This window comes from Marinomonas alcarazii (assembly GCF_003208215.1).
GTDB lineage: Bacteria > Pseudomonadota > Gammaproteobacteria > Pseudomonadales > Marinomonadaceae > Marinomonas > Marinomonas alcarazii.
The window spans coordinates 314,922-340,250 of sequence record NZ_QKLW01000001.1 but is presented as its reverse complement, the minus strand read 5'-3'; the positions used below and the strand labels follow the sequence as shown (position 1 = coordinate 340,250).

At 43.4% G+C, this 25,329-nt stretch carries 22 protein-coding genes; 6 read left to right on the top strand and 16 right to left on the bottom strand.

Annotated features, from left to right (window positions below; all coding sequences use genetic code 11):
* Nucleotides 1-10: 10 nt before the first annotated feature.
* The 4 genes from rlmH to DFP75_RS01450 are packed head-to-tail and all read right to left on the bottom strand — an operon-like array spanning nt 11 to nt 2,763.
* Complete coding sequence (rlmH, locus tag DFP75_RS01465; protein WP_110571726.1) at nt 11-478, bottom strand: 23S rRNA (pseudouridine(1915)-N(3))-methyltransferase RlmH; 468 nt, start codon at nt 476-478, stop codon at nt 11-13.
* A gap of 11 nt (nt 479-489) precedes the next feature.
* Nucleotides 490-843 carry a ribosome silencing factor gene (gene rsfS, locus DFP75_RS01460; RefSeq protein ID WP_110571725.1) on the bottom strand — a complete coding sequence of 118 codons (354 nt, stop codon included), beginning with the start codon at nt 841-843 and terminating at the stop codon, nt 490-492.
* A 14-nt stretch (nt 844-857) separates the two neighbouring features.
* A complete protein-coding gene (gene nadD / locus DFP75_RS01455; RefSeq protein ID WP_245926922.1) occupies nt 858-1,514 on the bottom strand; it encodes a nicotinate-nucleotide adenylyltransferase in 657 nt (218 codons plus the stop codon).
* Nucleotides 1,504-2,763: a glutamate-5-semialdehyde dehydrogenase gene (locus tag DFP75_RS01450; RefSeq protein ID WP_110571723.1), complete on the bottom strand. Its 1,260-nt coding sequence runs from the start codon at nt 2,761-2,763 to the stop codon at nt 1,504-1,506. Before DFP75_RS01450 ends, nadD begins: the two co-directional genes overlap by 11 nt.
* 131 nt (nt 2,764-2,894) lie before the next feature.
* On the opposite strand from DFP75_RS01450, the gene tsaA reads away from it, so the two are divergent.
* Complete coding sequence (gene tsaA / locus DFP75_RS01445) at nt 2,895-3,614, top strand: tRNA (N6-threonylcarbamoyladenosine(37)-N6)-methyltransferase TrmO (RefSeq protein WP_110571722.1); 720 nt, start codon at nt 2,895-2,897, stop codon at nt 3,612-3,614.
* A gap of 11 nt (nt 3,615-3,625) precedes the next feature.
* Nucleotides 3,626-3,874 carry a hypothetical protein gene (locus tag DFP75_RS01440; protein WP_110571721.1) on the top strand — a complete coding sequence of 83 codons (249 nt, stop codon included), beginning with the start codon at nt 3,626-3,628 and terminating at the stop codon, nt 3,872-3,874.
* A 133-nt stretch (nt 3,875-4,007) separates the two neighbouring features.
* Here DFP75_RS01440 and rpsA read toward each other — a convergent pair whose 3' ends face one another.
* The 6 genes from rpsA to gyrA form a co-directional block, all read right to left on the bottom strand.
* The gene (rpsA, locus tag DFP75_RS01435) at nt 4,008-5,690 is read right to left on the bottom strand and encodes a 30S ribosomal protein S1 (RefSeq protein ID WP_110571720.1); all 1,683 of its coding nucleotides are present in this window, start codon (nt 5,688-5,690) and stop codon (nt 4,008-4,010) included.
* A gap of 180 nt (nt 5,691-5,870) precedes the next feature.
* Nucleotides 5,871-6,554, bottom strand: a complete 684-nt coding sequence (gene cmk / locus DFP75_RS01430) for a (d)CMP kinase (protein WP_110571719.1) — start codon at nt 6,552-6,554, stop codon at nt 5,871-5,873.
* 19 nt (nt 6,555-6,573) lie between these two features.
* Nucleotides 6,574-8,826, bottom strand: coding sequence for a bifunctional prephenate dehydrogenase/3-phosphoshikimate 1-carboxyvinyltransferase (locus DFP75_RS01425; protein ID WP_110571718.1), 2,253 nt, complete (start codon nt 8,824-8,826; stop codon nt 6,574-6,576).
* 24 nt (nt 8,827-8,850) lie between these two features.
* Entirely contained in the window at nt 8,851-9,972 is a 1,122-nt protein-coding gene (gene pheA / locus DFP75_RS01420) for a prephenate dehydratase (protein WP_110571717.1), read from the bottom strand.
* Nucleotides 9,973-10,013: 41 nt separating this feature from the next.
* On the bottom strand, nt 10,014-11,093 hold the full coding sequence (gene serC, locus DFP75_RS01415; RefSeq protein WP_110571716.1) for a 3-phosphoserine/phosphohydroxythreonine transaminase: 1,080 nt from the start codon (nt 11,091-11,093) through the stop codon (nt 10,014-10,016).
* 74 nt (nt 11,094-11,167) lie between these two features.
* The gene (gyrA, locus tag DFP75_RS01410) at nt 11,168-13,840 is read right to left on the bottom strand and encodes a DNA gyrase subunit A (RefSeq protein WP_110571715.1); all 2,673 of its coding nucleotides are present in this window, start codon (nt 13,838-13,840) and stop codon (nt 11,168-11,170) included.
* A gap of 318 nt (nt 13,841-14,158) precedes the next feature.
* On the opposite strand from gyrA, the gene ubiG reads away from it, so the two are divergent.
* The 3 genes from ubiG (at nt 14,159) to DFP75_RS01395 (ending at nt 18,663) form a co-directional block, all read left to right on the top strand.
* On the top strand, nt 14,159-14,881 hold the full coding sequence (gene ubiG / locus DFP75_RS01405; RefSeq protein ID WP_110571714.1) for a bifunctional 2-polyprenyl-6-hydroxyphenol methylase/3-demethylubiquinol 3-O-methyltransferase UbiG: 723 nt from the start codon (nt 14,159-14,161) through the stop codon (nt 14,879-14,881).
* Nucleotides 14,882-14,901: 20 nt separating this feature from the next.
* The gene (locus DFP75_RS01400) at nt 14,902-15,645 is read left to right on the top strand and encodes a YciK family oxidoreductase (protein ID WP_110571713.1); all 744 of its coding nucleotides are present in this window, start codon (nt 14,902-14,904) and stop codon (nt 15,643-15,645) included.
* 66 nt (nt 15,646-15,711) lie between these two features.
* Entirely contained in the window at nt 15,712-18,663 is a 2,952-nt protein-coding gene (locus tag DFP75_RS01395) for an insulinase family protein (protein ID WP_245926920.1), read from the top strand.
* 10 nt (nt 18,664-18,673) lie between these two features.
* Here DFP75_RS01395 and DFP75_RS01390 read toward each other — a convergent pair whose 3' ends face one another.
* Together DFP75_RS01390 and fabV are read right to left on the bottom strand one after the other, a co-directional pair.
* On the bottom strand, nt 18,674-19,216 hold the full coding sequence (locus DFP75_RS01390; RefSeq protein ID WP_110571712.1) for a hypothetical protein: 543 nt from the start codon (nt 19,214-19,216) through the stop codon (nt 18,674-18,676).
* Nucleotides 19,217-19,319: 103 nt separating this feature from the next.
* Nucleotides 19,320-20,522: an enoyl-ACP reductase FabV gene (gene fabV / locus DFP75_RS01385; RefSeq protein ID WP_110571711.1), complete on the bottom strand. Its 1,203-nt coding sequence runs from the start codon at nt 20,520-20,522 to the stop codon at nt 19,320-19,322.
* Nucleotides 20,523-20,688: 166 nt separating this feature from the next.
* Between fabV and DFP75_RS01380 the strand changes: the two genes are divergently transcribed.
* Nucleotides 20,689-21,921, top strand: coding sequence for a glycosyltransferase family 4 protein (locus tag DFP75_RS01380; RefSeq protein ID WP_110571710.1), 1,233 nt, complete (start codon nt 20,689-20,691; stop codon nt 21,919-21,921).
* 18 nt (nt 21,922-21,939) lie between these two features.
* Here DFP75_RS01380 and DFP75_RS01375 read toward each other — a convergent pair whose 3' ends face one another.
* The 4 genes from DFP75_RS01375 to DFP75_RS01360 form a co-directional block, all read right to left on the bottom strand.
* The gene (locus DFP75_RS01375) at nt 21,940-22,134 is read right to left on the bottom strand and encodes a DUF1289 domain-containing protein (RefSeq protein ID WP_110571709.1); all 195 of its coding nucleotides are present in this window, start codon (nt 22,132-22,134) and stop codon (nt 21,940-21,942) included.
* Nucleotides 22,135-22,192: 58 nt separating this feature from the next.
* Nucleotides 22,193-22,909, bottom strand: coding sequence for a YebC/PmpR family DNA-binding transcriptional regulator (locus tag DFP75_RS01370; protein WP_110571708.1), 717 nt, complete (start codon nt 22,907-22,909; stop codon nt 22,193-22,195).
* Nucleotides 22,910-23,098: 189 nt separating this feature from the next.
* Nucleotides 23,099-24,265: an aminotransferase-like domain-containing protein gene (locus tag DFP75_RS01365; protein ID WP_110571707.1), complete on the bottom strand. Its 1,167-nt coding sequence runs from the start codon at nt 24,263-24,265 to the stop codon at nt 23,099-23,101.
* 110 nt (nt 24,266-24,375) lie between these two features.
* Nucleotides 24,376-25,281 (bottom strand): acyltransferase, encoded by a 906-nt coding sequence (locus tag DFP75_RS01360; RefSeq protein ID WP_110571706.1) that lies wholly within the window; start codon nt 25,279-25,281, stop codon nt 24,376-24,378.
* Nucleotides 25,282-25,329: the final 48 nt, after the last annotated feature.

Genomic DNA, 25,329 nt, shown 5'->3' with positions numbered 1-25,329 from the left:
CTGACCACCTTTACCTGTGATATGGGTGATTATTCATTAGCGTCCAAGCACGATAGATCTGCTCTGCTAAGATAATTCTCACCATAGGATGGGGTAACGTTAAACGAGACAAAGACCAAACCTGATCCGCTCGTGCTGTACATCTTGGGTCGAGACCATCAGGGCCACCCACCAACAAGCTAACATTGTAGCCATCCATACGCCACTGCTCTGTTTGGTCTGCAAGCTGCTCTGTAGACCATTCTTTACCAAGGACTTCCATTGCGATGACCTTGTCGCCAGAAGGAATTGCCTCAAGCATGGCATCCCCTTCTTTTCGAATCGCCTTAGCTATATCCGTATTTTTCCCACGTGGCGACATTGGGATTTCAACAAGCTCTAACGCAAAGTCTTTTGGAAGACGCTTTGCATACTCATCATAACCTTCCGTCACCCACTTCGGCATTTTACTACCAACAGCAATTAAACGAACGCGCATTACAAAAAGCCTTAGAGTTGTTCTGGTTTAATATCCCACAGTTTTTCAAGGTCATAAAACGCTCGAGCTTCTTCCGTCATCACATGAACAACCACATCATGTAAATCCACCAAAACCCAATCACTGCCCATGCCACGACCTTCCGAACCCAATGGCTGAAGACCCTGACCTTTTAAATGTTCAAATACATTTTGACCCAAAGCATTCACGTGACGCTTTGAAGTACCAGTACAAATAACCATGTAGTCCATCATATCTGTATGATTTCCTACGTTTAGCACTGTAATTTTATCACCCTTAACATCTTCCAATGCTTCAACAGCAAAAGCTAAAATTTGATCTGCTGTGAGATTAAGTTGACTCATATGTTTACGTTATCCTATCGATATAATTGATATTGCTGTATGTAGTTCTGAACGGGTTCGGGCAACAAGTAGGCAATAGACTCATTGTTACGAGCCAATCCCCTAATCATGCTTGAGGATATGCTTAGAGGAGTCAGTGCCTCAAACCAGATCCGCCCTGAGGGCGCGCATTGTAACTCATGCGGTGATGCCGCACGACAATTTTCGCAAAAAGCGTTTAATTCAGACACAAAGTCTGGTTCCCAACCAGGTCGAGACACCACAAGCAAGTGTGCAAAGTGCATCAGTTGATGCCAATTTTTCCAAGTTGGAAGGGATAAAAAACTGTCCATACCCAACACCATAACAAGAGGTGTATCTGGGCCAATTTCCTCACGGATAGCTCGTAATGTATCAACCGTATAACTAGGACCCTCGCGATCGATTTCACGAGAATCAACACTCAAACGCTCATCACTAGAAATAGCAAGTTGCGTCATTTCTAAGCGTTGTTCAGGTGTGATCACAGGACGATCTTTATGAACAGGCTGAAAGCAAGGTATTAACCTCAACTCCGAAAAACCGTAACGATCTAGTATCTCAACGGCCGTTCTTAAATGGCCATTATGAATAGGATCAAAAGTCCCTCCCATAATGGCCAAACCGGACAATTTATTAGACCTAGTTGTCACGAGTATGACCATCACCAAGTACTACGTACTTTTGACTGGTTAACCCCAACAAACCAACTGGTCCACGGGCATGAATTTTGTCGGTTGATATACCAATTTCCGCACCAAACCCATACTCAAAACCATCGGCAAAAGATGTTGAAGCATTCACCATTACAGATGAGGAATCCACTTCCGTCATAAACGCACGGGTCTTCGAATAATTCTGTGACACAATCGCATCTGTATGGTGTGAGCCATACTTATTAATGTGCGTAATTGCCTCATCCATATCAGATACTATCTTAATGGATAACTTAGGCGCTAAATATTCGGTGTACCAATCCTCTTCTGATGCTTCACCGATAACGGTACTAATAGCACGAGATTGCTCACAGCCTACTAGCTCTACGCCTTTTTCTTGATAAGCTGCAACTAATTTAGGCAATATTTGTTCAGCGCTTGCGGCATGCACCAATAAAGACTCCATGGCATTACACACACCATAACGACGTGTTTTTGCGTTCATAGCAATGGCAAAAGCTTTTTCTAAATCAGCTTCCTCATCAATATAAACATGACAATTACCATCTAGGTGTTTAATCACTGGGACACGCGCATCTTTACTGATGCGCTCAATCAACCCTTTGCCACCACGAGGCACAATCACATCCACAAACTCAGGCATCGAGATCAACATACCAACGGCTTCTCTGTCAGTAGTATTTAACACCTGCACCGCATGCTCTGGCAAACCGGCGGCAACAACCCCTTTTTTTACAGCCTCAGCAATCGCTTGATTAGAATAAAACGCTTCAGAACCACCGCGTAAAATCGTCGCATTGCCGGATTTCAAACAAAGACTTGCTGCGTCAATCGTCACATTAGGGCGAGATTCATAAATAATACCAATCACACCAAGAGGAACTCGCATTTGACCGCGCTGAATACCGGATGGAAGATAAACCATATTGGATATTTCACCGATTGGGTCTGGCAAAGATGCAACTTGCTTTAATCCTTCGATCATCCCATTAATACGAGCATCATCAAGCAATAAACGATCTAACAATGCAGAATCCAAACCTTTAGCTTGACCATTTTCCATATCCTTAGCATTTTCAGATATCAATCGAGGTCGGGCATTTTCTAAAGCGTCTGCCATAGCAAACAACGCCATATTCTTTTGCTTCGTGGATGCTTTAGCAAGCAGACGAGAAGCCGCCCTAGCTTGCTGACCAATTTGATTCATATAAGATTCTAAAGACATCGTTAATCTCTAATAAAAGTAAAAAGAGTACACACTAGATCCGTAAAAAGTCGCGACCTATTTCATCAAGACAGTATACTATCACACTATTTTTATTCATTTAGTGCAGATTTTCACGAAAGGACAGACCATTGCCCTCCCAACATTCCTTTACTCTAAACACTATTGGCATAATCCATTCTTGCTACAAAGAAAAATTTGGCATTCCACGCCAGCCAGGTCTGGTTACCGAAGCGACAGCCAGACTAGAACTCATCCCACCATACAATAGACTTGATACCCTAGACGGACTAGATGGTTTTTCTCATATCTGGATACAGTTTATTTTCCATGGCTGCATAAATGAAAGCTGGAAAGCTAAAATTCGCCCTCCTCGCTTAGGAGGCAAGGCTAAGATGGGCGTGTTTGCTACCAGAGCCACACACAGACCCAACCCAATAGGCTTATCAGCAGTAAAAATCGGACGAATTTATCAGGAGGGTCAGCGTATATTTATTGACCTATATGGCGCAGATTTACTAGATGGCACCCCCGTACTCGACATCAAGCCATATTTACCTTATGCAGATAGCATTAGTAACGCCAAAGGAGGATTCGCCCCAGCGGCTGCCGAAGCACAAAAAAGACCCGTCGTCTTTTCTGAAGAGGCCAAAGCACAGTGCGAAAGATATGAAAATTTGCACAACAAGAAAATAACCACTTTAATTAAGCAAATAATAGAACAAGACCCAAGGCCATCCTACCTATCCACACAAATAGATAGAGAGCACGGAATCCAATTATGGGACTTAAATATCAAGTGGTGCGCAAGAAATGACCATTTTGAAGTTCTCAGAATAGAGCACGAATAAGTGAGCAAATCATGAACAAGAAGCAGTTTTTAAATACCTACAAAAAAATAGATGGACTTAACGAGAAGAAGGCCGAAAACTCAGTAAAGCCGCCTATTTATCGTTCAGAGCATGATGAGCGCTTGATTAAAGACTTTCACTACGCGAAATTTCAGAAAAATCTTCAAAATGCCCAGAACAGTGACACCCTAAAAGCTCTACTGAACAAAGAAGATTGGAGCGAGGAAGATACGAATACATTGCTAGAGTCCCTGCGCTGATCAACATACACAACACCTATACCCATGGTTATCCACATGTTATATGTATAGTTTTTCTGTCAACAACTTCAAAAAAATATGCAAAAAAAAGCGGGCCTAAGCCCGCTTTTTATTACAACTATAGAATCAAAACTTAGTTTTGGTTTTCTAGTTGCGCTTTGATCAAATCACCGATAGTCGTAGGACCATTAGATTCAGCTTGTTGTTTCTCAGAGTGAGATTTCAACGCAGCTTTCTCTTCAGTAGCATCTTTCTGCTTGATAGAAAGAGCAATAGTACGAGCTTTACGATCAACATTGATGATCGCAGCTTCTACTTTATCGCCTTCTTTCAATGCAGTTGTTGCATCTTCGATACGCTCACGGCTGATTTCAGATACTTTCAAAGTAGCTTCAACGCCTTCAGCAAGAACAACTACAGCACCTTTCGCATCAACTTCAGAAACAGTACCGTTTACGATAGTGCCTTTGTCATTTTCAGCAACGAAAGCAAGGAACGGGTCTTCTTCTAGTTGTTTAACACCTAGAGAGATACGCTCGCGCTCAGCATCGATAGACAATACAACTGTTTCTAGCATATCGCCTTTCTTGTATTGACGAACGGCTTCTTCACCAGTTTCGTCCCAAGATAGGTCAGAAAGGTGAACAAGACCATCAATACCGCCATCAAGACCGATGAACACACCAAAGTCAGTGATAGACTTGATTGCGCCAGAGATCTTGTCGCCTTTATTGAAAGATGTAGCAAACTCTTCCCATGGGTTCATTGTGCATTGCTTGATACCCAAAGAAATACGACGACGCTCTTCATCAATGTCAAGAACCATAACTTCAACTTCATCACCGATCTGAACAACTTTAGATGGGTGAATGTTTTTGTTAGTCCAATCCATTTCAGAAACGTGTACTAGACCTTCTACGCCTTCTTCAAGCTCAGCGAAGCAGCCGTAATCAGTCAAGTTAGTTACTTTAGCAGTTACTTTAGTATTTTCTGGGTAACGAGCTTTGATAGCTACCCATGGATCTTCACCCAACTGCTTAAGACCTAGAGATACACGGTTACGCTCACGGTCGAATTTAAGAACCTTAACATCAATCTCATCGCCAACAGCAATGATTTCGCTTGGGTGCTTAATGCGCTTCCAAGCCATGTCAGTGATGTGTAGAAGACCATCAACACCACCAAGATCAACGAAAGCACCGTAGTCAGTAAGGTTCTTAACGATACCTTTAACTTCTTGACCTTCTTCAAGAGAAGCAAGCAATGTTTCGCGTTCAGCGCTGTTAGTCGCTTCCATAACGGCACGACGAGAAACAACAACGTTGTTACGTTTTTGATCAAGCTTGATAAGTTTGAACTCTAGATCCACACCTTCCAAGTGAGATGTATCGCGGATTGGGCGAACGTCTACCAAAGAACCAGGCAAGAAAGCACGGATATTAGCGATATCAACAGTGAAGCCACCTTTGACTTTACCATTGATAACACCGTGAACGATGGCATTTTCTTCGTAAGCTTTTTCAAGAACAGACCAAGTTTCTGCACGTTTAGCTTTTTCACGAGACAATTTAGTCTCACCGAAACCATCTTCAACAGCATCAAGTGCAACTTTAACTTCGTCACCGATGTTTAAGTTGAACTCACCACTTTCCGTTAGGAACTGAGAACGAGGAATTACGCCTTCAGATTTAAGACCTGCATGAACAGTTACCCATTCGTTATCGATGTCAACAACGATACCAGTAACAATTGAGCCTGGCGCCATTTCGACGGTTAATAGGCTTTCTTCAAACAGTTCTGCGAAGCTTTGAGTCATTGTATTTCCTATATAATCGACCTATATAAAGAACTAGGTCATATCCACATTGCCAGCAAATGTGGGTCAATTTTTTGAATGATGCGATGAAAGCTTGCTGGCACTTCCACCGACTTGAATAACATTTGATCTATTCTAGCACATTATAGATAAAAAAAAGTAGACGCAAAAAAGAACAGATTATACAAGACCCGCTTTTACCGTTTCGGCAAAAACCATCTCGACAACCTGCTCTATGGTCAAATTCGTACTATCTATAACTAAAGCGCCTGCTGCAGGCACAAGAGGAGCAATTGCTCTGTTCGCATCCCGCTCATCACGCTCTTTAATCGTTTTAACAAGTTCAGCTAGATTAACAGCTTCACCTTTTTGCTGCAATTGCTGCGCACGTCTTTGCGCTCGCTCTTCTGCAGAAGCCGTTAAAAATATTTTAATCTGGGCGGAAGGAAACACCACTGTTCCCATATCCCGACCATCAGCAACAAGACCAGGGGCCTGCGAAAAAGCACGCTGACGCAACAACAAACCTTCACGAACTTCAGGAATTGCCGCTAATTTAGAAGCACAATTACCAACCTCTTCTGTTCGAATAGCTTGAGTAACCACCTCTCCTTCGAGAATAATCTCAACTTTACCTTCTTCGGTCTGTTGAAACTGTATATCCAGATGCTCAGCCAAGACTTTTAACGTCTCCACATCATCAGGAGACATTCCATGATGGGAGACAGCAAGTGCAAGTAATCTATATAAGGCACCACTATCAAGTATGTGCCATCCCAGCTTTTCCGCGATCAATTGACTTACAGTACCTTTACCGGCACCACTTGGACCATCAATCGTAATAACTGGGCCTTGGTTGATCATAACTATTCCTCTTAAAAAACTATTGCGCCACAGAGCAATGAAAACCTAATTGCAATGCGACACTCTCCAACTCATTAAATTCTTCTAATAATTTTTGACAATCATTTACTTTTGTTATGGATTTACTACGCGCTCCCAAGCCAAGCATGGCAAGCGCTAATCTATCATCACCAGCGCAGTCCAATTCACCACCCTGAGGAAAACCACCCTTGATCAATAGATCACCGTGCTCGTATGTACAGGAGATTTTCATAGAATCCAACGCATCCACCAAAGCCAACACTCTATCTTCATAGTAATAAGGTAGGTCACCCACACCCTCTACTCGACTGTCACCTTTCGCGTACGCTGCCACCACACAAAGCAAAGGTAGCTCATCTCTAAATTGGTAGGCCTGCCCAGCCGATAATACAAACGATGATAATTCTGCAAAACCTGCCTGCAAAACACCCTCATAAAGGCCAGATTCAGCCAATGGTGGTATAACCACATTTGCACCAATAGATTTTAAAAACGACAAGAAATCAAAAGAAACAGAGTCTAACCCTGCATTTTCGATCATCAAATCAGAGCCTGGTAGCAAACTTGCCAACAGCACAAGCCATACGGCCTCATATTCATCACCAGACAATACAATATCCGTACCAACTAAAGACCCAGGAGAAAAATTAAAACTGTCTCCATGCTTGGTCATATTCTGGCCAAAGCGCTGCAATAAAACTTCACAGTGAGATAAGCCAGGCAACATAGGCTTCACTCGCCCTTCATCAGGGGAATAAATAGCAGACAAAAATGCTGCCATCAAAAGGTTCCCAGACCCTGTTTTCAATTCAACATCTACATTTACATTTAAAGAATCATTTGGCGACAAGGTAACAGGCAAACAATCAGCCAGTTCAGAGACTACCGATCCACCCATCTGACGCAGCAAAGAAAATAAATCACTCATAGATTGATTAAGCAATTTACCTTCAGCAACAACCGTTACTGAGAAAGACTGACCAGCTAAAACTGGCAACAACAAATACAAACTCTCTCGCGACTCGTGCACATTGATTGGCGCAATTGGCGCTTTTAAACCATACAAGCCCACGCCATGGATACGCACACAATCCGCTGAGGCCTCTTCAATAACAACCCCCATATCACGGAAAGCTTGCATTGTAATGCGTACATCACCTGTTAAATCAATGTTCTTGATCTCACTCACACCGACGGAAAGCGCCGCTATAGTAATGACTTTATGTGACAAAGATTTGTCACCCAACAAAGAAATCTTCCCTTTTATGGTAGAAGCTGGCAATACAGAGACAGAAACAGGGCGCACCTCTTTTGCTGAACCTATTGTACGCAACTCCAGCAGACGAAGAAAATGATCTCGCGCAGACTTTGCTCGGGTAAAAACACCGAACATGCTCGCCCCATCACCTTGCTCAATTGCAGCACGCATATCAGCCAGACGATCTGTAAAGTGATCCAATGTAGCTAACGTGGCATCTTTATTCGCCATAAAAACATCTCGCCACATCACAGGGTCACTTGATGCAATACGAGTAAAGTCACGGAAGCCACCAGCCGCAAATTTGAATATATCTTGGCTACGCTCACCGCTTGCCAGTGCATCCACCAAGGTAAATGCCAACAAATGTGGCAAATGACTGGACGAGGCCAAGACATGATCATGATGATCAACATCCATACTCACCACATCCGCACCAACCGCACGCCAAATTCGGTGCAAGCGATCCAATAACAAGGGGTCACTATCAGGCAAAGGCGTGACAATCGCCATATGCTTTTCAAACAGCTGCGGATTCGAAGCCAAAACACCACTTTTTTCCGCACCCGCAATAGGATGACCAGGGATAAAATTAGCAGGAACAAAACCAAATACACGGCGCACAGATTCAACAACACTTCCCTTTGTCGAACCCACATCAGTAACAAGCGTTTTTTCTTGTAGCAATGGCTTAAGGTCAGCCAATACGGATTCCATTGCTCTTACCGGTGTTGCAAGAACAATAACATCCATTTTTGAGACATACTCTTGTGAAAGCTCTGCTGGATAATCAATAACACCAGTCGAGACCCCTAACGCGAGCTCGCCCTCTCGACGATCGACACCATAAAGTGTTGCCAATCCTCGATCTTTAAGCGCCTTAGCAAAAGAACCACCTATCATGCCAAGACCGATAATCATGACATTGCCAAACTTCTTATTTTCTTGCGGCGTCACATTCGCGAGCACCTGAAATTCACTTTCACCAGTCAAAGCACAACACTCTTAATCAATTTGCTAAAGCACAGCAACTGGGTATGACCCCAACACTTTCACTTCTGACGCACGTTCACGCAACTCTTCAATGACTGCGCTACAGCCTTCATCCAAATGATGTCCAACGAAGTCTATATAGAAAATATATCCCCAACGGCTCATAAGTGATGGGCGTGTCTCCAAGCGAGTCATATCAACCCCATGTCGCTCAAAAGCCTCAAGCAATCGATACAAAGCACCGGGCTCGTTTTTCGCACTGATCAATAATGATGTCTTATCCTTTCCACTTGGTGGCACATCTTCATTCCCCACAATCAAAAATCGCGTCGTATTATCCGGACGATCCTCAATATTGGCAGACACTTTCAGCAGACCATAAAGTTCGCAAGCCACTTCACCCGCTATTGCAGCAATGGCTCGACCACTACGGCCAGCCTCCGCCGCCAAACGCGCCGCTTCCGCATTTGAACTTACAGCAACACGCTCTACATGCGGCCAATAGCGATCCAGCCAGGCACGACATTGCGCCAAAGATTGCTGATGAGAGTAAATATGCGTGACATCATCCGCATTTACATTTGGGCTTACTAACAAGTGGTGGTGAATTCGCTCTTCCACTTCGCCACATATCTTAAGACGTGAGTCACGAAAACTGTCTAAGGTATGATTAACAACACCTTCTGTCGAATTCTCAACTGGCACAACACCATAATTAGCCGCCCCAGATTCAACCTCACGAAACACCTCATCAATAGCCGCCATAGGCGCACTAATAATTGATTTACCAAAATGCTTTAGCGCTGCCTGCTGAGTAAAAGTACCTTCAGGACCTAAGAAAGCAATTCGCATTGGCTTCTCAAGTGCAAGACATGAAGACATAACCTGACGAAATATCTTCGCCATTTCCTCATTACCCAAAGGCCCTTCATTGCGCTCCATCACTCTGCGTAAAACTTGCGCCTCACGTTCAGGACGGTAAAACACAACAGACTCATCACCTTGCTCAGCCAGTTTTACTTCCGCTACTTTCTGAGCACAGCGTGCGCGCTCATTGATCAACATCTGTATTTGCGAGTCAATAGAATCAATACGATCGCGCAATAGCGGCAGCGTATCAGGTACTGCTTGTTTAGAATTCGACATGCTATTTATTATCCGTAGTCGTTATTATCTCTAAAAAGGGGTTATCGATGACGCTCTTCAAAGGCGCGCATGAAATCAATTAATGCCTGAACCCCTTCCATTGGCATAGCGTTATAAATACTGGCACGCATACCGCCAACAGAGCGATGCCCTGCTAAAGTACGTAAGCCAGCCGCTTCCGACTCTTTCAAGAAAAGAGATTCAAGGGACTCATCCGCCAAAATAAACGGCACATTCATACGAGAACGGTAGGCAGGATCAACAGGGTTTGAATAAAAATCGCTAGAATCAATAAAGTCATATAAGGCTTGAGCTTTACGAATATTGATCGCCTCAATCGCTTCGACACCACCTTGCTCTTCCAACCACTCAAACACCAAATCCGCTAAATAAATAGCAAAAGTCGGTGGCGTATTGATCATAGAATCATTGGCAGCTAAATTTTCAAAATTCCAAATGGAAGGGACATTATCGCCACAACGAGCCAACAAATCCTTACGAATAATACAAATCACCACACCTGCTGGACCAACGTTCTTTTGGGCACCAGCATAAATAAGACCATATTTACTCACATCAATTTTGCGAGACAATATAGTTGAAGACAAATCTGCAACGATAGGCAAGCTTGTTTCTGGCAAATCTGCGAACTCTAGACCACCAATCGTTTCGTTTGCACACAAATGCAAGTAGGCCGCACTTTCATCTAGTTTCAAACTAGAAAAGTCAGGAACCGTGGTGTAATTTTGCTCTTTTGAAGAACCGACCACGTTAACCTTGGTATATCTTTTCGCTTCTTTAATAGCCTTCGAAGACCAAGCACCAGTATCTAGATAGCAGGCAGACTCAAAACCATTTACTAAATTTGCAGGAATCTGAGCAAACAAAGTGGATGCACCACCTTGAACAAATAACACTTCATAATCATCACTAATATCAAGCAGTCGAGATAAACGAGCTTTGGCAGACGCCAAGATCGACATAAACTCAGTACTTCTGTGACTCATTTCCATAACAGAAACACCAGCACCATGCCAATCAAGCATTTCAGCCTGTGCTTTTTTCAATACCGCTTCAGGAAGCGCTGCTGGACCAGAACAAAAATTATATACTCGGCTCATCCCGCCTATTACCTCTAGTATTTTCAGGACTTATCTACAACAAAAGCGACGCACCTAGGTGCGTCGCTTATTTTCTATTCCGTATCAGTATCTGGAATGTCCGGAGACTCGTCACCATCGCTTGGTGCCTGATCGACTACAACATCACCTGCTTCATCAACCACAATGTCTGCTTCGTCATCTTCAACGACACGTTCAATACCAACCAAATGCTCATCATTGGTCAATCGAATCAAGGTAACACCTTGAGTATTACGACCTTGACAAGACACCTCGGTCACCCGAGTACGAACCAAAGTACCCTGATCGGTAATCAAAATAATCTCATCGGTTTCATCAACCTGAGCAGCACCAACCACAGGGCCGTTACGCTCAGACACTTGAATACCAATAACACCTTGACCACCACGTCCATAGACTGGGAAGTCTTCCACTAGAGTACGCTTGCCGTAACCATTCTCACACGCCATCAAGACAGCAGAACCTTCTTGAGGAACGATCAATGACACAACCTTAGCGTCTTCATTCAAGCGAATACCACGAACACCTGCCGCAGTTCGACCCATTGCACGAACATCAGACTCTTTAAAGCGTATTGTTTTACCAGAAGAGGAAACCAACATAATGTCGTTTTCACCATTGGTAACAGACACACCAACCAACTCATCTGTTTCATCTAGGCTAAGCGCAATCAAACCTGTAGAGCGAGGACGCGCAAAATGCTGCATCGCCGTCTTCTTAACCGTACCGTTTGCCGTTGCCATGAAGATGTAGCTGCTTGCTTCAACAATTTCCTCTTCAGAAACTTCTTCATCAGAGTCAGCCTCAGCCACTGGTAAAGGCAATAGAGCAGAAATAAACTCTCCCTCTTTTAGCGGCAGTAGGTTAACGATAGGACGACCTTTCGCACTACGGCTAGCCACAGGAATCTCGAACACACGCAACCAATAAACTTTACCTAGATTACTGAACAGCATGATAGTGTCATGGCTACTAGTAACTAATAAGTGCTCGATATGATCTTCATCTTTCATGCTTGCAGAAGATTTTCCACGACCACCGCGACGCTGAGCTTGATACTCAACCAATGGCTGAGATTTCGCATAACCAGTATTCGAAATTGTCACCACCATTGGGGCTTCATCAATCAAATCGGCAATAGTCAAATCCTGACGAGAGGTTAAGATCTCAGTGCGACGAGCGTCACCAAATGTATCTCGAACTTCTTCCAACTCTTCACGAATCACTTCCATCAAGCGATCAGGGTCAGACAAAATATTCAGCAATTCAGCGATAAGCTCAATAAGAGACTTATACTCGCCCATTAGCTTGTCGTGCTCTAAGCCCGTTAGACGATGTAGACGTAAGTCCAAAATCGCCTGCGCTTGATCTGGTGACAAATGATAAGCACCATCAACAAAACCGTAACAAGCTTCAAGGTCATCTGGTCTACATGCATCAGCGCCTGCACGCTCAAGCATGGCCATAACATCACCTGGCTGCCAAGACTCGCCAACCAATTTTTCTTTCGCCTCAGCAGAGGTCGGAGAAGTACGAATCAACTCAATCACACGGTCGATGTTAGCAAGCGACACCGCCAAACCTTCAAGAATGTGACCACGTTCACGCGCTTTGCGAAGCTCGAAAATAGTACGACGAGTAACCACTTCACGGCGGTGCTTAACGAAACACTCAAGAATTTGCTTAAGGTTTAGCAATTGAGGGCGGCCATCAACCAAGGCCACCATATTCATACCGAATACAGATTGAAGCTGTGTTTGCGTGAAGATGTTATTTACAACAACTTCAGGATTTTCACCACGGCGCAATTCAATAACGATACGCATACCGTCTTTATCAGATTCATCACGTAGCTCACTGATGCCTTCCAGCTTTTTCTCTTTGACTAGCTCAGCGATTTTTTCAATCACTTTCGCCTTGTTTAGCTGGTAAGGAATTTCAGTGAAAACGATGGATTGGCGATTGCCTTTTTCCATGTCTTCAAAGTGATGGCGAGCACGCATATAAATACGGCCACGACCTGTTTTGTAGGCTTCAATAATACCCGCACGACCATTGATAAACGCCCCTGTAGGGAAATCAGGTCCAGGTATATGATCGATCAGCTCATCAATGGTGATGTCTGCGTTATCAATAACAGCAAGACAGCCATCAATAATCTCACCGAGATTATGAGGAGGGATATTAGTTGCCATACCAACCGCGATACCCGCAGAACCGTTTACCAACAGCCCTGGAACGCGTGCAGGCAATACTTCAGGCATAAATTCGGTGCCATCGTAGTTAGGCACGAAATCAACCGTTTCTTTCTCAAGATCCATCAACAGATGATGAGAAATTTTCGCCATACGAATTTCGGTATAACGCATCGCTGCAGCACTGTCACCATCGACAGAACCAAAGTTACCTTGACCATCAACCAAGGTGTAACGCATTGAGAAAGGCTGCGCCATACGAACAATCGTATCGTATACAGCAGAATCACCATGTGGGTGATACTTACCGATTACATCACCAACGATACGCGCCGATTTTTTGTACGGTTTATTCCAATCATTTTTAAGTTCATTCATCGCAAATAGAACGCGACGGTGAACAGGCTTTAATCCGTCTCGTACATCAGGTAATGCTCGGCCCACAATAACGCTCATTGCGTAGTCTAGGTAAGATCCCTTAAGTTCATTTTCGATACTGACGGGAGTAATTTCTTTGGCTAATTCACCCATAGATACAATCGATCCTTATGCCTTGGAGTCAAAAGACTCCCTAATATCTTTTTATAAGCGCTGCATTGTAACATAAGGAAATAAATAACACCCCTTCAAGGAGCATGTTTTGTTGTTCTATATTGCAATTATAGAAACAGCACCCCAAACAGTCTCCCTGCTCAAAGTAAGTTTACTATTGGTCACCCCTTTAGTTGGCGCTATACTAGAAAAAGCACACTTTAGCTCAAGCCTAAAACAGACGACATAAAGCACATTACGCAGCTCAATACATCGAGCTTATCGCCTTTAGCAACATTTAAGATGGATGCAGAACAGATGACCGACACTCAACAAAACAACGTAGACCTAAATGAAGTTGCAAAATTTGAAGCACTAGCAAGCCGCTGGTGGGACACTGAGAATGAATTTAAACCTCTGCACGACATAAACCCACTACGCACCAACTATATAAATGAGCGAGCTGACGGCCTGAAAGGCAAAAAAGTCATCGATGTCGGTTGTGGTGGAGGCATATTGTCAGAAGCTATGGCAAAACTCGGCGCAAGCGTCAAAGGCATAGATATGGGAGAAGCCCCACTTGCTGTAGCAAAACTGCACAACGAAGAGTCAAAGCTCGATATCGATTATGAAAAAATCACCGCAGAGGAAATTGCCCAACGAGAATCTGGCCAGTACGACATCGTCACTTGCCTTGAAATGCTTGAGCATGTTCCAGACCCATCATCGGTTATCAAAGCCTGCATGACGCTAGTGAAGCCAGGTGGACATGTATTTTTCTCCACCATCAACAGAAACCCCAAAGCTTATCTATTTGCCATTATAGGGGCTGAATACATTCTAAAAATGCTTCCTAAAGGCACCCACGACTACGCAAAATTCATCCAACCGGCTGAGCTCAATAACTACGCAAGGGCCGCTGGTTTAGAAGTTTCACACATGACAGGGTTGACCTATAACCCCATCACCAAAGTGTACAAACTCAACGACAAAGATGTATCCGTTAATTACATGATGCACACTCAGAAAATTAACGCCTAACCAAGGCATAAGGAGGAGATATGTTTGATTATCAAGCCCCAAGCCAACTACTTAAAGACAAGGTAATCCTTGTTACTGGTGCAGGTGACGGTATAGGCAAAACCGCCGCGATCACTTATGCAAAACATGGCGCAACAGTCATCCTATTAGGACGCACCACCAAAAAACTGGAAGCCGTATACGACCATATCGAACAAATGGGCTATCCTCAGGCCGCGATCGTACCACTAAATCTTGATGGCGCGGCTGAGCACGACTATGTAGAACTTGCCAACACCATTGAAAGTGAATTTGGTCATTTAGATGGCATTCTACACAATGCCAGCCTTTTAGGTGAACGAACGCCGATAGCAACCTACGACATCACCTTGTTCGAGCAAGTTATGCGCGTCAATGTGACCAGCCAATTATTGCTAAACCAAGCCCTACTCCCTCTTATGCAGAAAGCAAAACATGCTTCTATTGTGTTTACATCGTCTGGCGTTGGCAGAAAGGCAAAAGCTAACTGGGGAGCGTATGCCATTTCAAAATTTGCCACCGAAGCCATGATGCAATTGTTTTCCAACGAACTGGTCGATCTTTCCCCGAACATTCGGGCGAACGCGATCAACCCTGGAGCAACAAGAACCAGCATGCGCGCCAACGCCCACCCTGAAGAAAACCCAGAAACACTGGCAACAACAGAAGACATCATGCCGGTATACCTTTACCTTATGGGCGATGACAGCCTAAACGTTAATGGGCAATCTTTAGACGCCCAATAACCCACCGATAGATGCAATGCGCGACAGCCATTGCATCTTTCCCCATGCTTCAGTTAGTCTGAAGTCATGAACAAATTCAAAACAGCGCTTTACGTACTTTTCATTTTATTCATCACGCACACCTCGCCATCAGCTCGCGCGGATGACGCACACCTAACAAAAAATCACACTTCGGTAAGCCCAAAACTAATGACGCAAAATATTACGTACGCCACTCAAGACACCTTTACACCGATTTCAAATAAGAGCACAAGCGACGAAAACAGCTACAACTTGATCACTCTCCCTAACCACCTAAAAGTACTGCTTATCAGTGATCCAAAAGCAGAAAGATACTCTGCCTCCCTATCAGTCAAAATCGGTAGTTTTCAAGACCCAACAGGGCAACAGGGGCTGACTCACTTTCTTGAACACATGCTGTTTCTTGGCACTGAAAAGTACCCTGAGGCCGGAAACTACCAAACCTACATAAACACTCATGGCGGAACACATAACGCCTACACAAGCACAGATAAAACCAACTTTTACTTTGATATTTCCCCATCAGCTTATGAAGGCGCCCTAGATCGCTTTTCACAGTTTTTTATCTCTCCCCTGTTTAGCGAATCACTCACTCAAAGAGAAAAAAATGCCGTCAATGCAGAATATAAAGCAAAGCTAACTGACGAAAGCCGACGCAATACCCAAGCCTTAAAAACCTTGATCAACCCTGACCATCCCTACAGCCAATTTTCAGTAGGCAGCCTAGACACCCTCAAAGATCTCCCTAATAAACCACTAAGAGAGCAGCTGCTCAACCTATACAAAGAACACTACTCTAGCGAAAATATGGGTCTAGTTCTTGTCGCAAACCTTCCGCCAAATCAGCTAGCAGAGCTTGCTCATCAATACTTCTCATCTATTCCGAGCAAAGCCATAACGACATCCAAAAGCTACCCAGAACTCATTACGACCGATAAACCACAACTGCAATTTGTTCGTTCTTTAATCAACAACAACACGCTTAATATTTTCTACCAAATAGACGCCCAAAAACAAAATTACAAAACTCAGCCAACACGCTACCTATCCTATATTTTGGGCAATGAAAACAAAGGCTCTCTTTATGCCTCATTAAAATCAGATGGGTTAATTAACAGCATATCAGCCGGAGTTTCTCCGGATTATGGGGACAACGCCCTATTCTCCATAAAAATACGCTTAACCGACGAGGGACTATCTCAAATCAATACTGTCGCACAGCGACTCTTTGCCACGATTAGCCTTTTGAAATCTTCACCTGTTAACCCACTTTACTTGCAAGAAGGACTGACATTAAGCCAGCTCATGTTCAACAACCAAAGCTATGTCGCCCCTTTAAACCTTGCTCGAACACTCTCTGCAAGAATGTTAGATACACCAAGTGAGGACATTCTAAGCAGCTTTCGACTAGAACATGCAGCAAACCAGAGCGAAGTCCAACACCTGCTACAACAACTGTCACCAGAAAACCTACTAATACAAGTAGTGACCAACAAAACGTTCCCGCAGGACTGGACAAGTAAAGCCCCCACATGGAAAACCGAACCTTGGTATAACAGCGAATACAGTAACAACCTAATTAGCCAGTCACTTTCAGACACCATTAATTTTTCAGTCAAAACCACGCAAGTCGGGTTACCTGAAAAAAACAACTTCATCCCAGAGTCACTAAAACTCGTCAATGAAAAAGACTCAAGTCCTAAGATTATATTCCAGAAAGAAGGCATGACTTTTTGGAACAAATCCGACCCCAGCTTTAAAAAACCCACGGCGATGAACTTTATCGCCTTTCGCTTCGATAATGCCGCCGATACCGCCAAACACACACTGCTCAATAGACTATGGACACGACTTTTTAACGACAGCGTAAGCGAGTCGACTTATGCTCCGTATATCGCAGGATTAGGCTACTCATTCTACCCACACACAAACGGCGTCACACTTAGAACAAGCGGCTACTCAGATAAACAGAACGTTTACACAACTTGGCTCATAGATCAGATTTTCTTATTTCGCCCTAACCAAGAAACATTCAATCTTGCTAAAGCTCAACTCAAAACAGACCTAAGCAATCAAAAAAGTCGTCAGGCTTACAGCAATGCCAACAGCGCGCTACACACGCTCATCACAAAAAATAGCCAGACCATAGAACAACTAGAAAGTGCACTAGAATCACTCACATTAGAAGACCTCCAAGCTTTCACAAAAAGGGCGCGCAGTCATTTTGATATCGTCGCCTACAGCACAGGAAATGTCACAGAGCAACAATCAACACAACTTGCTCAATCCATTTACCAACGCGTAGAAGACAGACTCACACAAAGAGAACCGCTAGAAATTGAAACCAAAGAACTCACCGCACAACAGAAGCATCATTACAAGTTCAACTCCACAAGCAACGACTGCGTTGTACTTTACACATTAATAGACACCAGCGGACAGAACACACAAAAGGCGATTACCGAAAAAGCGTACTTTGCCATCTTGAAAAAGCTCATTAGCAGCCCTTTTTATCAAGAACTAAGGACCAAAAAGCAGCTCGGCTACATTGTTGGCGCGCAAGACCTCAGCATTCGCAAAACCCCAATACTAGGGCTGCTGGTACAATCCCCCAATAAGGATACGCTAACCTTAGTAAACGCCATGGAAGACTTCATAGAAGAGCAAAGAGAAAGATTACCCAATCTATCTGCTGATGAGTTTTATAAAGCAAAAAATGCGCTGTTAAGCGAACTAAAAATGACAGCAAAAAACCTAAGTGATAACGCCCTTAATGAATGGCATCAAATTGCCAAACCAGCACCCGATTTTCAGACGAAAGAAGAATGGATAGAAAACGTAGAAAAGATAGAAGTAAAAGACTTTCTTGCCTTTATCAAACAGAAATTTGAATCAGCTGAAACAGCAAAAATCATCATTCATAACAAAGCGTTTCCGCAGGAATTAACAGACCAAGAATCTTGGCAGGAGGCCTCCCCTATGTCACCCAAGCTGTGAGACTTAGGAGTTAACCGCCAATTAATCGCTCCAGTTTTTCAGCGTCCGTGGCAGGAGCCCCTTTTGCCCCACGCGCCGAAGCTGGCGCAGCAGATTCCCCTACAGGAGAGAAATCCCCAACATCTGGTACAACTTTATCTGACGAGCGATCATCCGCATTAATTTGATCACCAAAAATACCAATTTCCGGCATCATTCTTAAACGCTTATTTTGAATATCTTCGGGAATATTACCTGTAAACAGCACAGTAAAAGGCGCCTCTTCAGTACGCTTATTCACTTCATCGTAAATCGCCTGCTCACGCTCAGCAATGGCATTTTCTTCCAAATAAGACATGCCCTTACCATCCGCTGTAATAACAACATTGGGTCCTAGGGTCATTTTTGCCTTTTCAGCTGGAATAACTGCCACCTGTTCCTGAGAACTCAACACAACCTGATGCTCGGAACGAATAATCTGATTACCATAGATAATCTCAACAGGCTGACGCTCAACAGTCTGAGCATGCACACATAACGATACTGCACAAAGCAACCCAATTAAATATTTCATAACCACCCCAAAGTAAGACTCCATTCACTATAAGAGATAAAAACACATAAAAAAAGGAGTCCAAGCAATACTTGAACTCCTTTTTTGTCTCTTTTAGTAACGATTAAAGAGTAATGACTTCAAAATCCACTTCAGGATTGGCTTCTGCGTCATAATCAACACCTTCGACACCAAAACCAAACAACTTCAAGAATTCATCTTTGTAAAGTTGATAGTCCGTCTCTGAAAAGAGGTTGGCATCGTTAATTTGAGGCCAAAGATCACGACAAGCTTGCTGTACGTCTTCGCGCAATTCCCAATCATCCAAGCGAAGACGGTTTTTCTCGTCTGTCAATTCTGCAGGGTTATGATTGTTGTATAGACGCTCAGAGAACATACGGTAAATCTGATCCATACAACCTTCATGGATACCTTTTTCACGCATCACCTTGAAGACCATTGCCAAATACAAAGGCATCACTGGAATAGCAGAAGACGCCTGAGTAACAACCGACTTCAATACGGCAACATTAGCACCACCGCCGATTTTCGCTAACTGAGCATCAATAGCTGCAGAAGCACGATCCAAATCTTCTTTCGCTTTACCTAACGCACCATGCCAATAAATCGGCCACGTGATATCAGAACCAATGTATGAATAAGCGACCGTGCGAGCACCCTCAGCCAAAACACCCGCTTCTTGTAAAGCAGACATCCAAAGCTCCCAGTCTTGACCACCCATTACCGTCGTCGTCGCTGCAACTTCTTCTTCAGTCGCAGGCTCAATTTCAGCTTCGATAATGACATCTTTATTGGTATCAATCGCAGTAGAACGGTATGGCTGACCAATAGGCTTAAGAACAGAACGCACAACCTCACCGGTTTCTGGCATTTTACGAACAGGAGAAGCCAGTGAGTAAACCACCATATCCACTTGACCAAGATCTTGCTTAATCAAATCAATCACAGTTTCGCGCGCTTCATTTGAGAAAGCATCGCCATTAATACTTTTCGCGTACAAACCTTCTTCTTTGGCCACTTTATCGAATGCAGCAGAATTGTACCAACCAGCTGTACCCGTTTTCTTTTCTGTACCTGGTTTTTCAAAGAAAACACCAATTGTTGCAGCACCAGAACCGAACGCTGCAGCGATACGAGAAGACAAGCCATAACCACTTGACGCACCGATTACAAGTACTTTTTTAGGGCCATTTTCAATCGCCCCTTTGCTTTTAGTAAAAGCGATTTGATCTCTTACGTTTTGCTCACAACCTACTGGATGTGTTGTTGTACAAATGAATCCGCGAATCTTTGGTTTTATGATCATAATATTGTCTCAACGTCATGTTTTGCTTACGTCTTGCCTGACAATTACTTCAAATAAGGCAGGCAACACAAATCTACTCGCCATGATACAATAGCCGAACCAATATGTCCTGATTCTGCTAAAAATTCAGAACCAAAAAACCATCAAAATCTTGAGAGAGCGCACAGTGCACCTACTTGTCATTGGCTACGTCTGGCCAGAACCAAACTCTTCCGCTGCTGGCAGTAGAATGATGCAACTACTAAACAGCTTCCATAAAGAACAATGGCAGATTTCTTTTGCGAGCCCAGCCCAGCAAACAGAACACATGGCAGACCTATCCCAGCTAGGCATTGAAGCCGAACATATAGAGCTGAACAGCGATTCATTTGATCACTATATTGCAGAAAAGAAACCAGACATTGTGGTATTTGATCGCTTCATGATGGAGGAGCAGTTTGGCTGGCGCGTAGAAAAATTCAGCCCCGATTCGTTACGAGTCCTCAATACAGAAGACCTTCACTCACTAAGGCAAGCCAGACACAATGCCCTTAAGCAAAACAGAGAGTTTGTCATTGAAGACCTTTACAACGACCACGGCATCCGAGAAATCGCTGCCATTCATCGCTGCGATCTAACCTTAATGATTTCTGAAGTGGAAGCAAAGCTGCTAGTCGATCAATTTCACGTACCAGAAACACACGTTTTCCACCTACCATTTATGCTGCCTGAACCACAACAGACAGACACATTACGCAGTTTCGAAGATCGCGAACATTTTATTAGCATCGGCAACTTTCGACATGCTCCAAATTGGGATGCTGTACTGCAATTGAAAACAGAAATATGGCCAAAAATTCGCAAGCGCTTACCGAAAGCAGAGATGCATATTTACGGTGCATACCCACCACCAAAAGCCACACAACTGCATAATGCAAAAGAAGGCTTTTTAGTGAAAGGCTGGGCTGAAGATGCTCAAACTGTGATGCAACAAGCGCGACTTTGCTTAGCACCATTACGCTTTGGCGCGGGAATTAAAGGCAAATTAGTGGAAGCCATGCAAGTCGGCACACCGAGCATCACCACCAGCATTGGCGCGGAATCTATGCATGGCGTATTACCTTGGAATGGCGTGATAACCGACAACATAGACACCTTTGTCGACGCCGCTGTTTCGCTCTATGAGGACAAAGAAAGCTGGCTATTAATGCAACAAAATGGCAACACAATATTGCAAGCTCGCTATCAAGCAGAAGAGTGGGAGCCCAAACTGATCAATCGATTAAAATTACAGCTTCAGCTAAAAGAAAGCCTAAGAAACAAACACTTTCTAGGATTAATGCTGCGGCATCACAGCCTTAAAAGCACGCAATACATGTCCCAATGGATAGAACTTAAAAACAAAAATGAAGAGAAATAGCGCTAACGAAAAAACACACTAAGCAGAAACAAAACGACTTTTAGCCTCTCGCTCACGCACTTTTTTCATTACAGCCTGCTGAGAGGCTTTGTTCATACTGCCCCACTGACTAATTTCCTTGCCAGTACGGTAACAACCAACACAAACATCTTCGTCATTCAAAAGACAGATATTTACACAAGGGGATTTTAACTGAGGTTTTGGCTTAGTCATTCTTAATCAACATACATAAAAAAGGCCTTAGTGAAAAAGATCACCAAGGCCTCTGATTCTAATATTCAGCGTTATGGTACACACGCTGCACATCATCAAGATCATTCAAAAGATCCAAAAAGCGATCAAACTGCTCCACTTCTTCACCTTGAATTTCAATCGTATTTTGAGCAACAAACTGAATTTCATCTACTTCGAATTCAATGTCACCAAACGCATCCGTAATGGCCGTTTTAGCTTTGCTGTAATCAGTATGCGGTGCAAATACTGTCACCTTACCGTCTTCCAACTCAATGTCGGTTACGTCAACATCCGCCATCATTAGTGCTTCTAATACCGCTTCTTCATCCGTACCGGCGAAAACAAAAATAGCGCTGTGGTCAAACATGTGACTCACGCTACCTTGGCTACCAATTTTGCATTTTACTTTGTTAAAGCAAGTGCGCACATCACCAAAAGTACGGTTTGGGTTATCAGACAAACAATCGACGATAACCATTGTATTACCAGGACCAAAACCTTCGTAGCGAGCAGTATCAAAATCTTCTCCACCACCGCCTTTCGCTTTATCAATTGCTTTATCGATAACGTGAGTTGGCACCTGATCTTTTTTAGCTCGATCAATCAGAGAACGTAGTGCCAAATTACCATTAGGATCAATACCACCGGATTTTGCGCAAACATAAATCTCACGGCCGTACTTACTGTAAACCTTGGCTTTTTGGTCAGACGTTTTTGCCATGGACTCTTTGCGGTTTTGAAAGGCTCTGCCCATTACATATTCCTATTCTATACAGTCTTAAAAGTAAGATTCTAACGTGTAGCCCAAAAAGAAGGAACTGCTAGCCAAACATAAATACAATAAAAAGCCAGCCTTACCAACACAAAAATATCATGAAACAAAAGAACCTAGTCAATATTGGCACACAACAAGTAGTGTAAAAGTACAACAACTCACTGTGAGCTAGGAAAGTTGTCTAACAACTTTCGCAAGCACCGCAATCGCTTGATGAATTTGCTCTGGTGAAACACGGGCAAAGCTCAGTCTTAGAAACGAGTCATCAAGTGGACTATTACACGGAAAAAAGGGTGTTCCAGGAAGAACCAACACCTTACCTTTTAATGCCTCAGTCAGTACTCGTTGCGATGAAACACCTTCAGGCAATTTCACCCAAAAGAACATTCCGCCAGCAGGAAGTGAAAATTCAACAAGATCGCCAAGCTGTGTATTCAAAGCGTCAGCCATCACGTCACGCTTTTCTTTATAAGCTTTTTGGAGCTGGATAACATGATCCGGATATTGTCCAGACTTGAAGAACTGGGTAATCATACTCTGAGAAAGACGGTTAGTATGAAGATCGACGGCTTGTTTTACTTTCACTAAATAGGGAGAAAATGCATCACAGGAAACGATGTAACCAGTACGCAACCCCGGCCATAAAACCTTCGAAAAACTCCCCATATAAAGCCATGGCGCTTGCTTTATTAGCGTTGAAATTGGCGTTAGGTCAACATTGTCATAACAAAGATCACGGTAAGGATCATCTTCAATGAGCAGTATATTTTTCTCATCAAGCAAGGCTGCGATCTCGCGTCGACGCTCTAAACTATAACATTGCCCAGCTGGATTCTGAAAATTAGGAATCAAATACACCGCTTTAGGATGATACTTTTCAATCGCATCGCGTAAAGCAGAAACAGACATACCCTCTTTATCCGACACGACATCTTGTATGTTTGCACCTTGTAATTTAAACACCTGACAAGCAGCAAGGTACGTTGGCTGCTCAGTTAAAATAGTCGAGTTTTCATCTAAAATTAAACGGCTGACGATATCCAAACCTTGCTGCGAGCCGTTGGTCACGAGCACGTTATCCGTCGAGGTTTCAATACCTCGCCCAGCCACAATAGATACAATACATTCTCGCAGGTCTTTTTCACCTTCACTTGGGCCATATTGTCGGCTGTCGGTTAAGAGTTCTAACCTAGGGTAAGCAGGCATTACATTCTCATCAGGTAAACCACCAGCCAAAGATAAAATATCCGGCTGTTGACTATAATGCAGCAGCTCACGAACCAAAGAGGCTTCCATATTTCGTGAGTGAGAAGTCAATAAATGAGAAATATCCATACCAAACGCCTCGATAAATTAAGAGTAGAGAGACAGAATCTGACATTTAAAAAGAATAAAAAAGATACAATTCTTGATTGATTGGAGCATACAGAAGAAAAACGAATTATTTACCGCTCATCTCCCTTCGCCTCAGCTTGCAATAAGTATTCGAACTGCTGATCTTTTTGCAGCCAAAGGTCATTCACCCATTGCTGAAAATACGCCCGATATTCTGCATCATTTTGGTAGTCACCAAGCAATGCAGGTTCAATCGGCATCATTCTAATATGTACTTTTATCTTGGGGACATTCCCACAAAGGTAGTCAAAAAAACTTGGGATACCTTCGGGATAAACAATGGTTACATCAATTAACTGATGTAACTTGCCATTCATGGCATTCAGCGCAAAGGACAAACCTCCCGCTTTCGGTGTAAGAAGGTGCTTGTACTGGTTAGACTGTTGTCGGTGTTTTTCTTCTGTAAAACGCGTGCCTTCGAGAAAATTCATAATCGAAACGGGAAAATACTGAAACTTTTCACAGGCTTTTTTCGTCACCTCAATGTCTTTTCCTTTCAGTTCAGGTCGCTTCTTGAGCAGCTCAGGACTGTAACGTTTCATAAAGGGAAACTCTAATGCCCACCACGCCAAACCGATAAAAGGCACCCAAATAAGCTCGCGCTTTAAAAAGAACTTGATGAAAGGAATGCGTCTATTAAACAGGCGCTGGAGAATAAGAATATCCACCCAAGATTGGTGGTTCGCGGTGATCATGTACCATTCGTTTTTCTCAAACGCATTCACACCAGTAACATCAATTGCGGAGCGCCCAAAGTAACGCTGATTAATGTTATTCACTCCGATCCAGAAAGTAGCAATTCGGTCTAGAATGACATTCAGCACAGCACGCACTCTCGGAAAAGGAAGCCCCCCTTTTAAAACAGCCAATATTATTACTGGCACAAAGCAAAACAGAGTGTTTAGTACAATCAAAACAAATGAAAGCACGCCTCTTAAAACAAAGAAATTAATCATGGACTAGCTCAAAAAACGAAAAATAGTGCACTATTTTAAAGGAAATCC

Bases quoted from the DNA above. Each gene is read 5' to 3' on its own strand.
- fabV (WP_110571711.1), bottom strand. From the start codon at position 20,522: ATGATCATAAAACCAAAGATTCGCGGATTCATTTGTACAACAACACAT.
- DFP75_RS01375 (WP_110571709.1), bottom strand. From the start codon at position 22,134: ATGACTAAGCCAAAACCTCAGTTAAAATCCCCTTGTGTAAATATCTGT.
- serC (WP_110571716.1), bottom strand. From the start codon at position 11,093: ATGAGCCGAGTATATAATTTTTGTTCTGGTCCAGCAGCGCTTCCTGAA.
- DFP75_RS01390 (WP_110571712.1), bottom strand. From the start codon at position 19,216: ATGAAATATTTAATTGGGTTGCTTTGTGCAGTATCGTTATGTGTGCAT.
- cmk (WP_110571719.1), bottom strand. From the start codon at position 6,554: ATGATCAACCAAGGCCCAGTTATTACGATTGATGGTCCAAGTGGTGCC.
- DFP75_RS01395 (WP_245926920.1), top strand. From the start codon at position 15,712: ATGAACAAATTCAAAACAGCGCTTTACGTACTTTTCATTTTATTCATC.
- DFP75_RS01400 (WP_110571713.1), top strand. From the start codon at position 14,902: ATGTTTGATTATCAAGCCCCAAGCCAACTACTTAAAGACAAGGTAATC.
- DFP75_RS01370 (WP_110571708.1), bottom strand. From the start codon at position 22,909: ATGGGCAGAGCCTTTCAAAACCGCAAAGAGTCCATGGCAAAAACGTCT.
- DFP75_RS01440 (WP_110571721.1), top strand. From the start codon at position 3,626: ATGAACAAGAAGCAGTTTTTAAATACCTACAAAAAAATAGATGGACTT.
- DFP75_RS01360 (WP_110571706.1), bottom strand. From the start codon at position 25,281: ATGATTAATTTCTTTGTTTTAAGAGGCGTGCTTTCATTTGTTTTGATT.
- rsfS (WP_110571725.1), bottom strand. From the start codon at position 843: ATGAGTCAACTTAATCTCACAGCAGATCAAATTTTAGCTTTTGCTGTT.
- ubiG (WP_110571714.1), top strand. From the start codon at position 14,159: ATGACCGACACTCAACAAAACAACGTAGACCTAAATGAAGTTGCAAAA.
- rpsA (WP_110571720.1), bottom strand. From the start codon at position 5,690: ATGACTCAAAGCTTCGCAGAACTGTTTGAAGAAAGCCTATTAACCGTC.
- DFP75_RS01450 (WP_110571723.1), bottom strand. From the start codon at position 2,763: ATGTCTTTAGAATCTTATATGAATCAAATTGGTCAGCAAGCTAGGGCG.
- rlmH (WP_110571726.1), bottom strand. From the start codon at position 478: ATGCGCGTTCGTTTAATTGCTGTTGGTAGTAAAATGCCGAAGTGGGTG.
- gyrA (WP_110571715.1), bottom strand. From the start codon at position 13,840: ATGGGTGAATTAGCCAAAGAAATTACTCCCGTCAGTATCGAAAATGAA.
- pheA (WP_110571717.1), bottom strand. From the start codon at position 9,972: ATGTCGAATTCTAAACAAGCAGTACCTGATACGCTGCCGCTATTGCGC.
- DFP75_RS01365 (WP_110571707.1), bottom strand. From the start codon at position 24,265: ATGGATATTTCTCATTTATTGACTTCTCACTCACGAAATATGGAAGCC.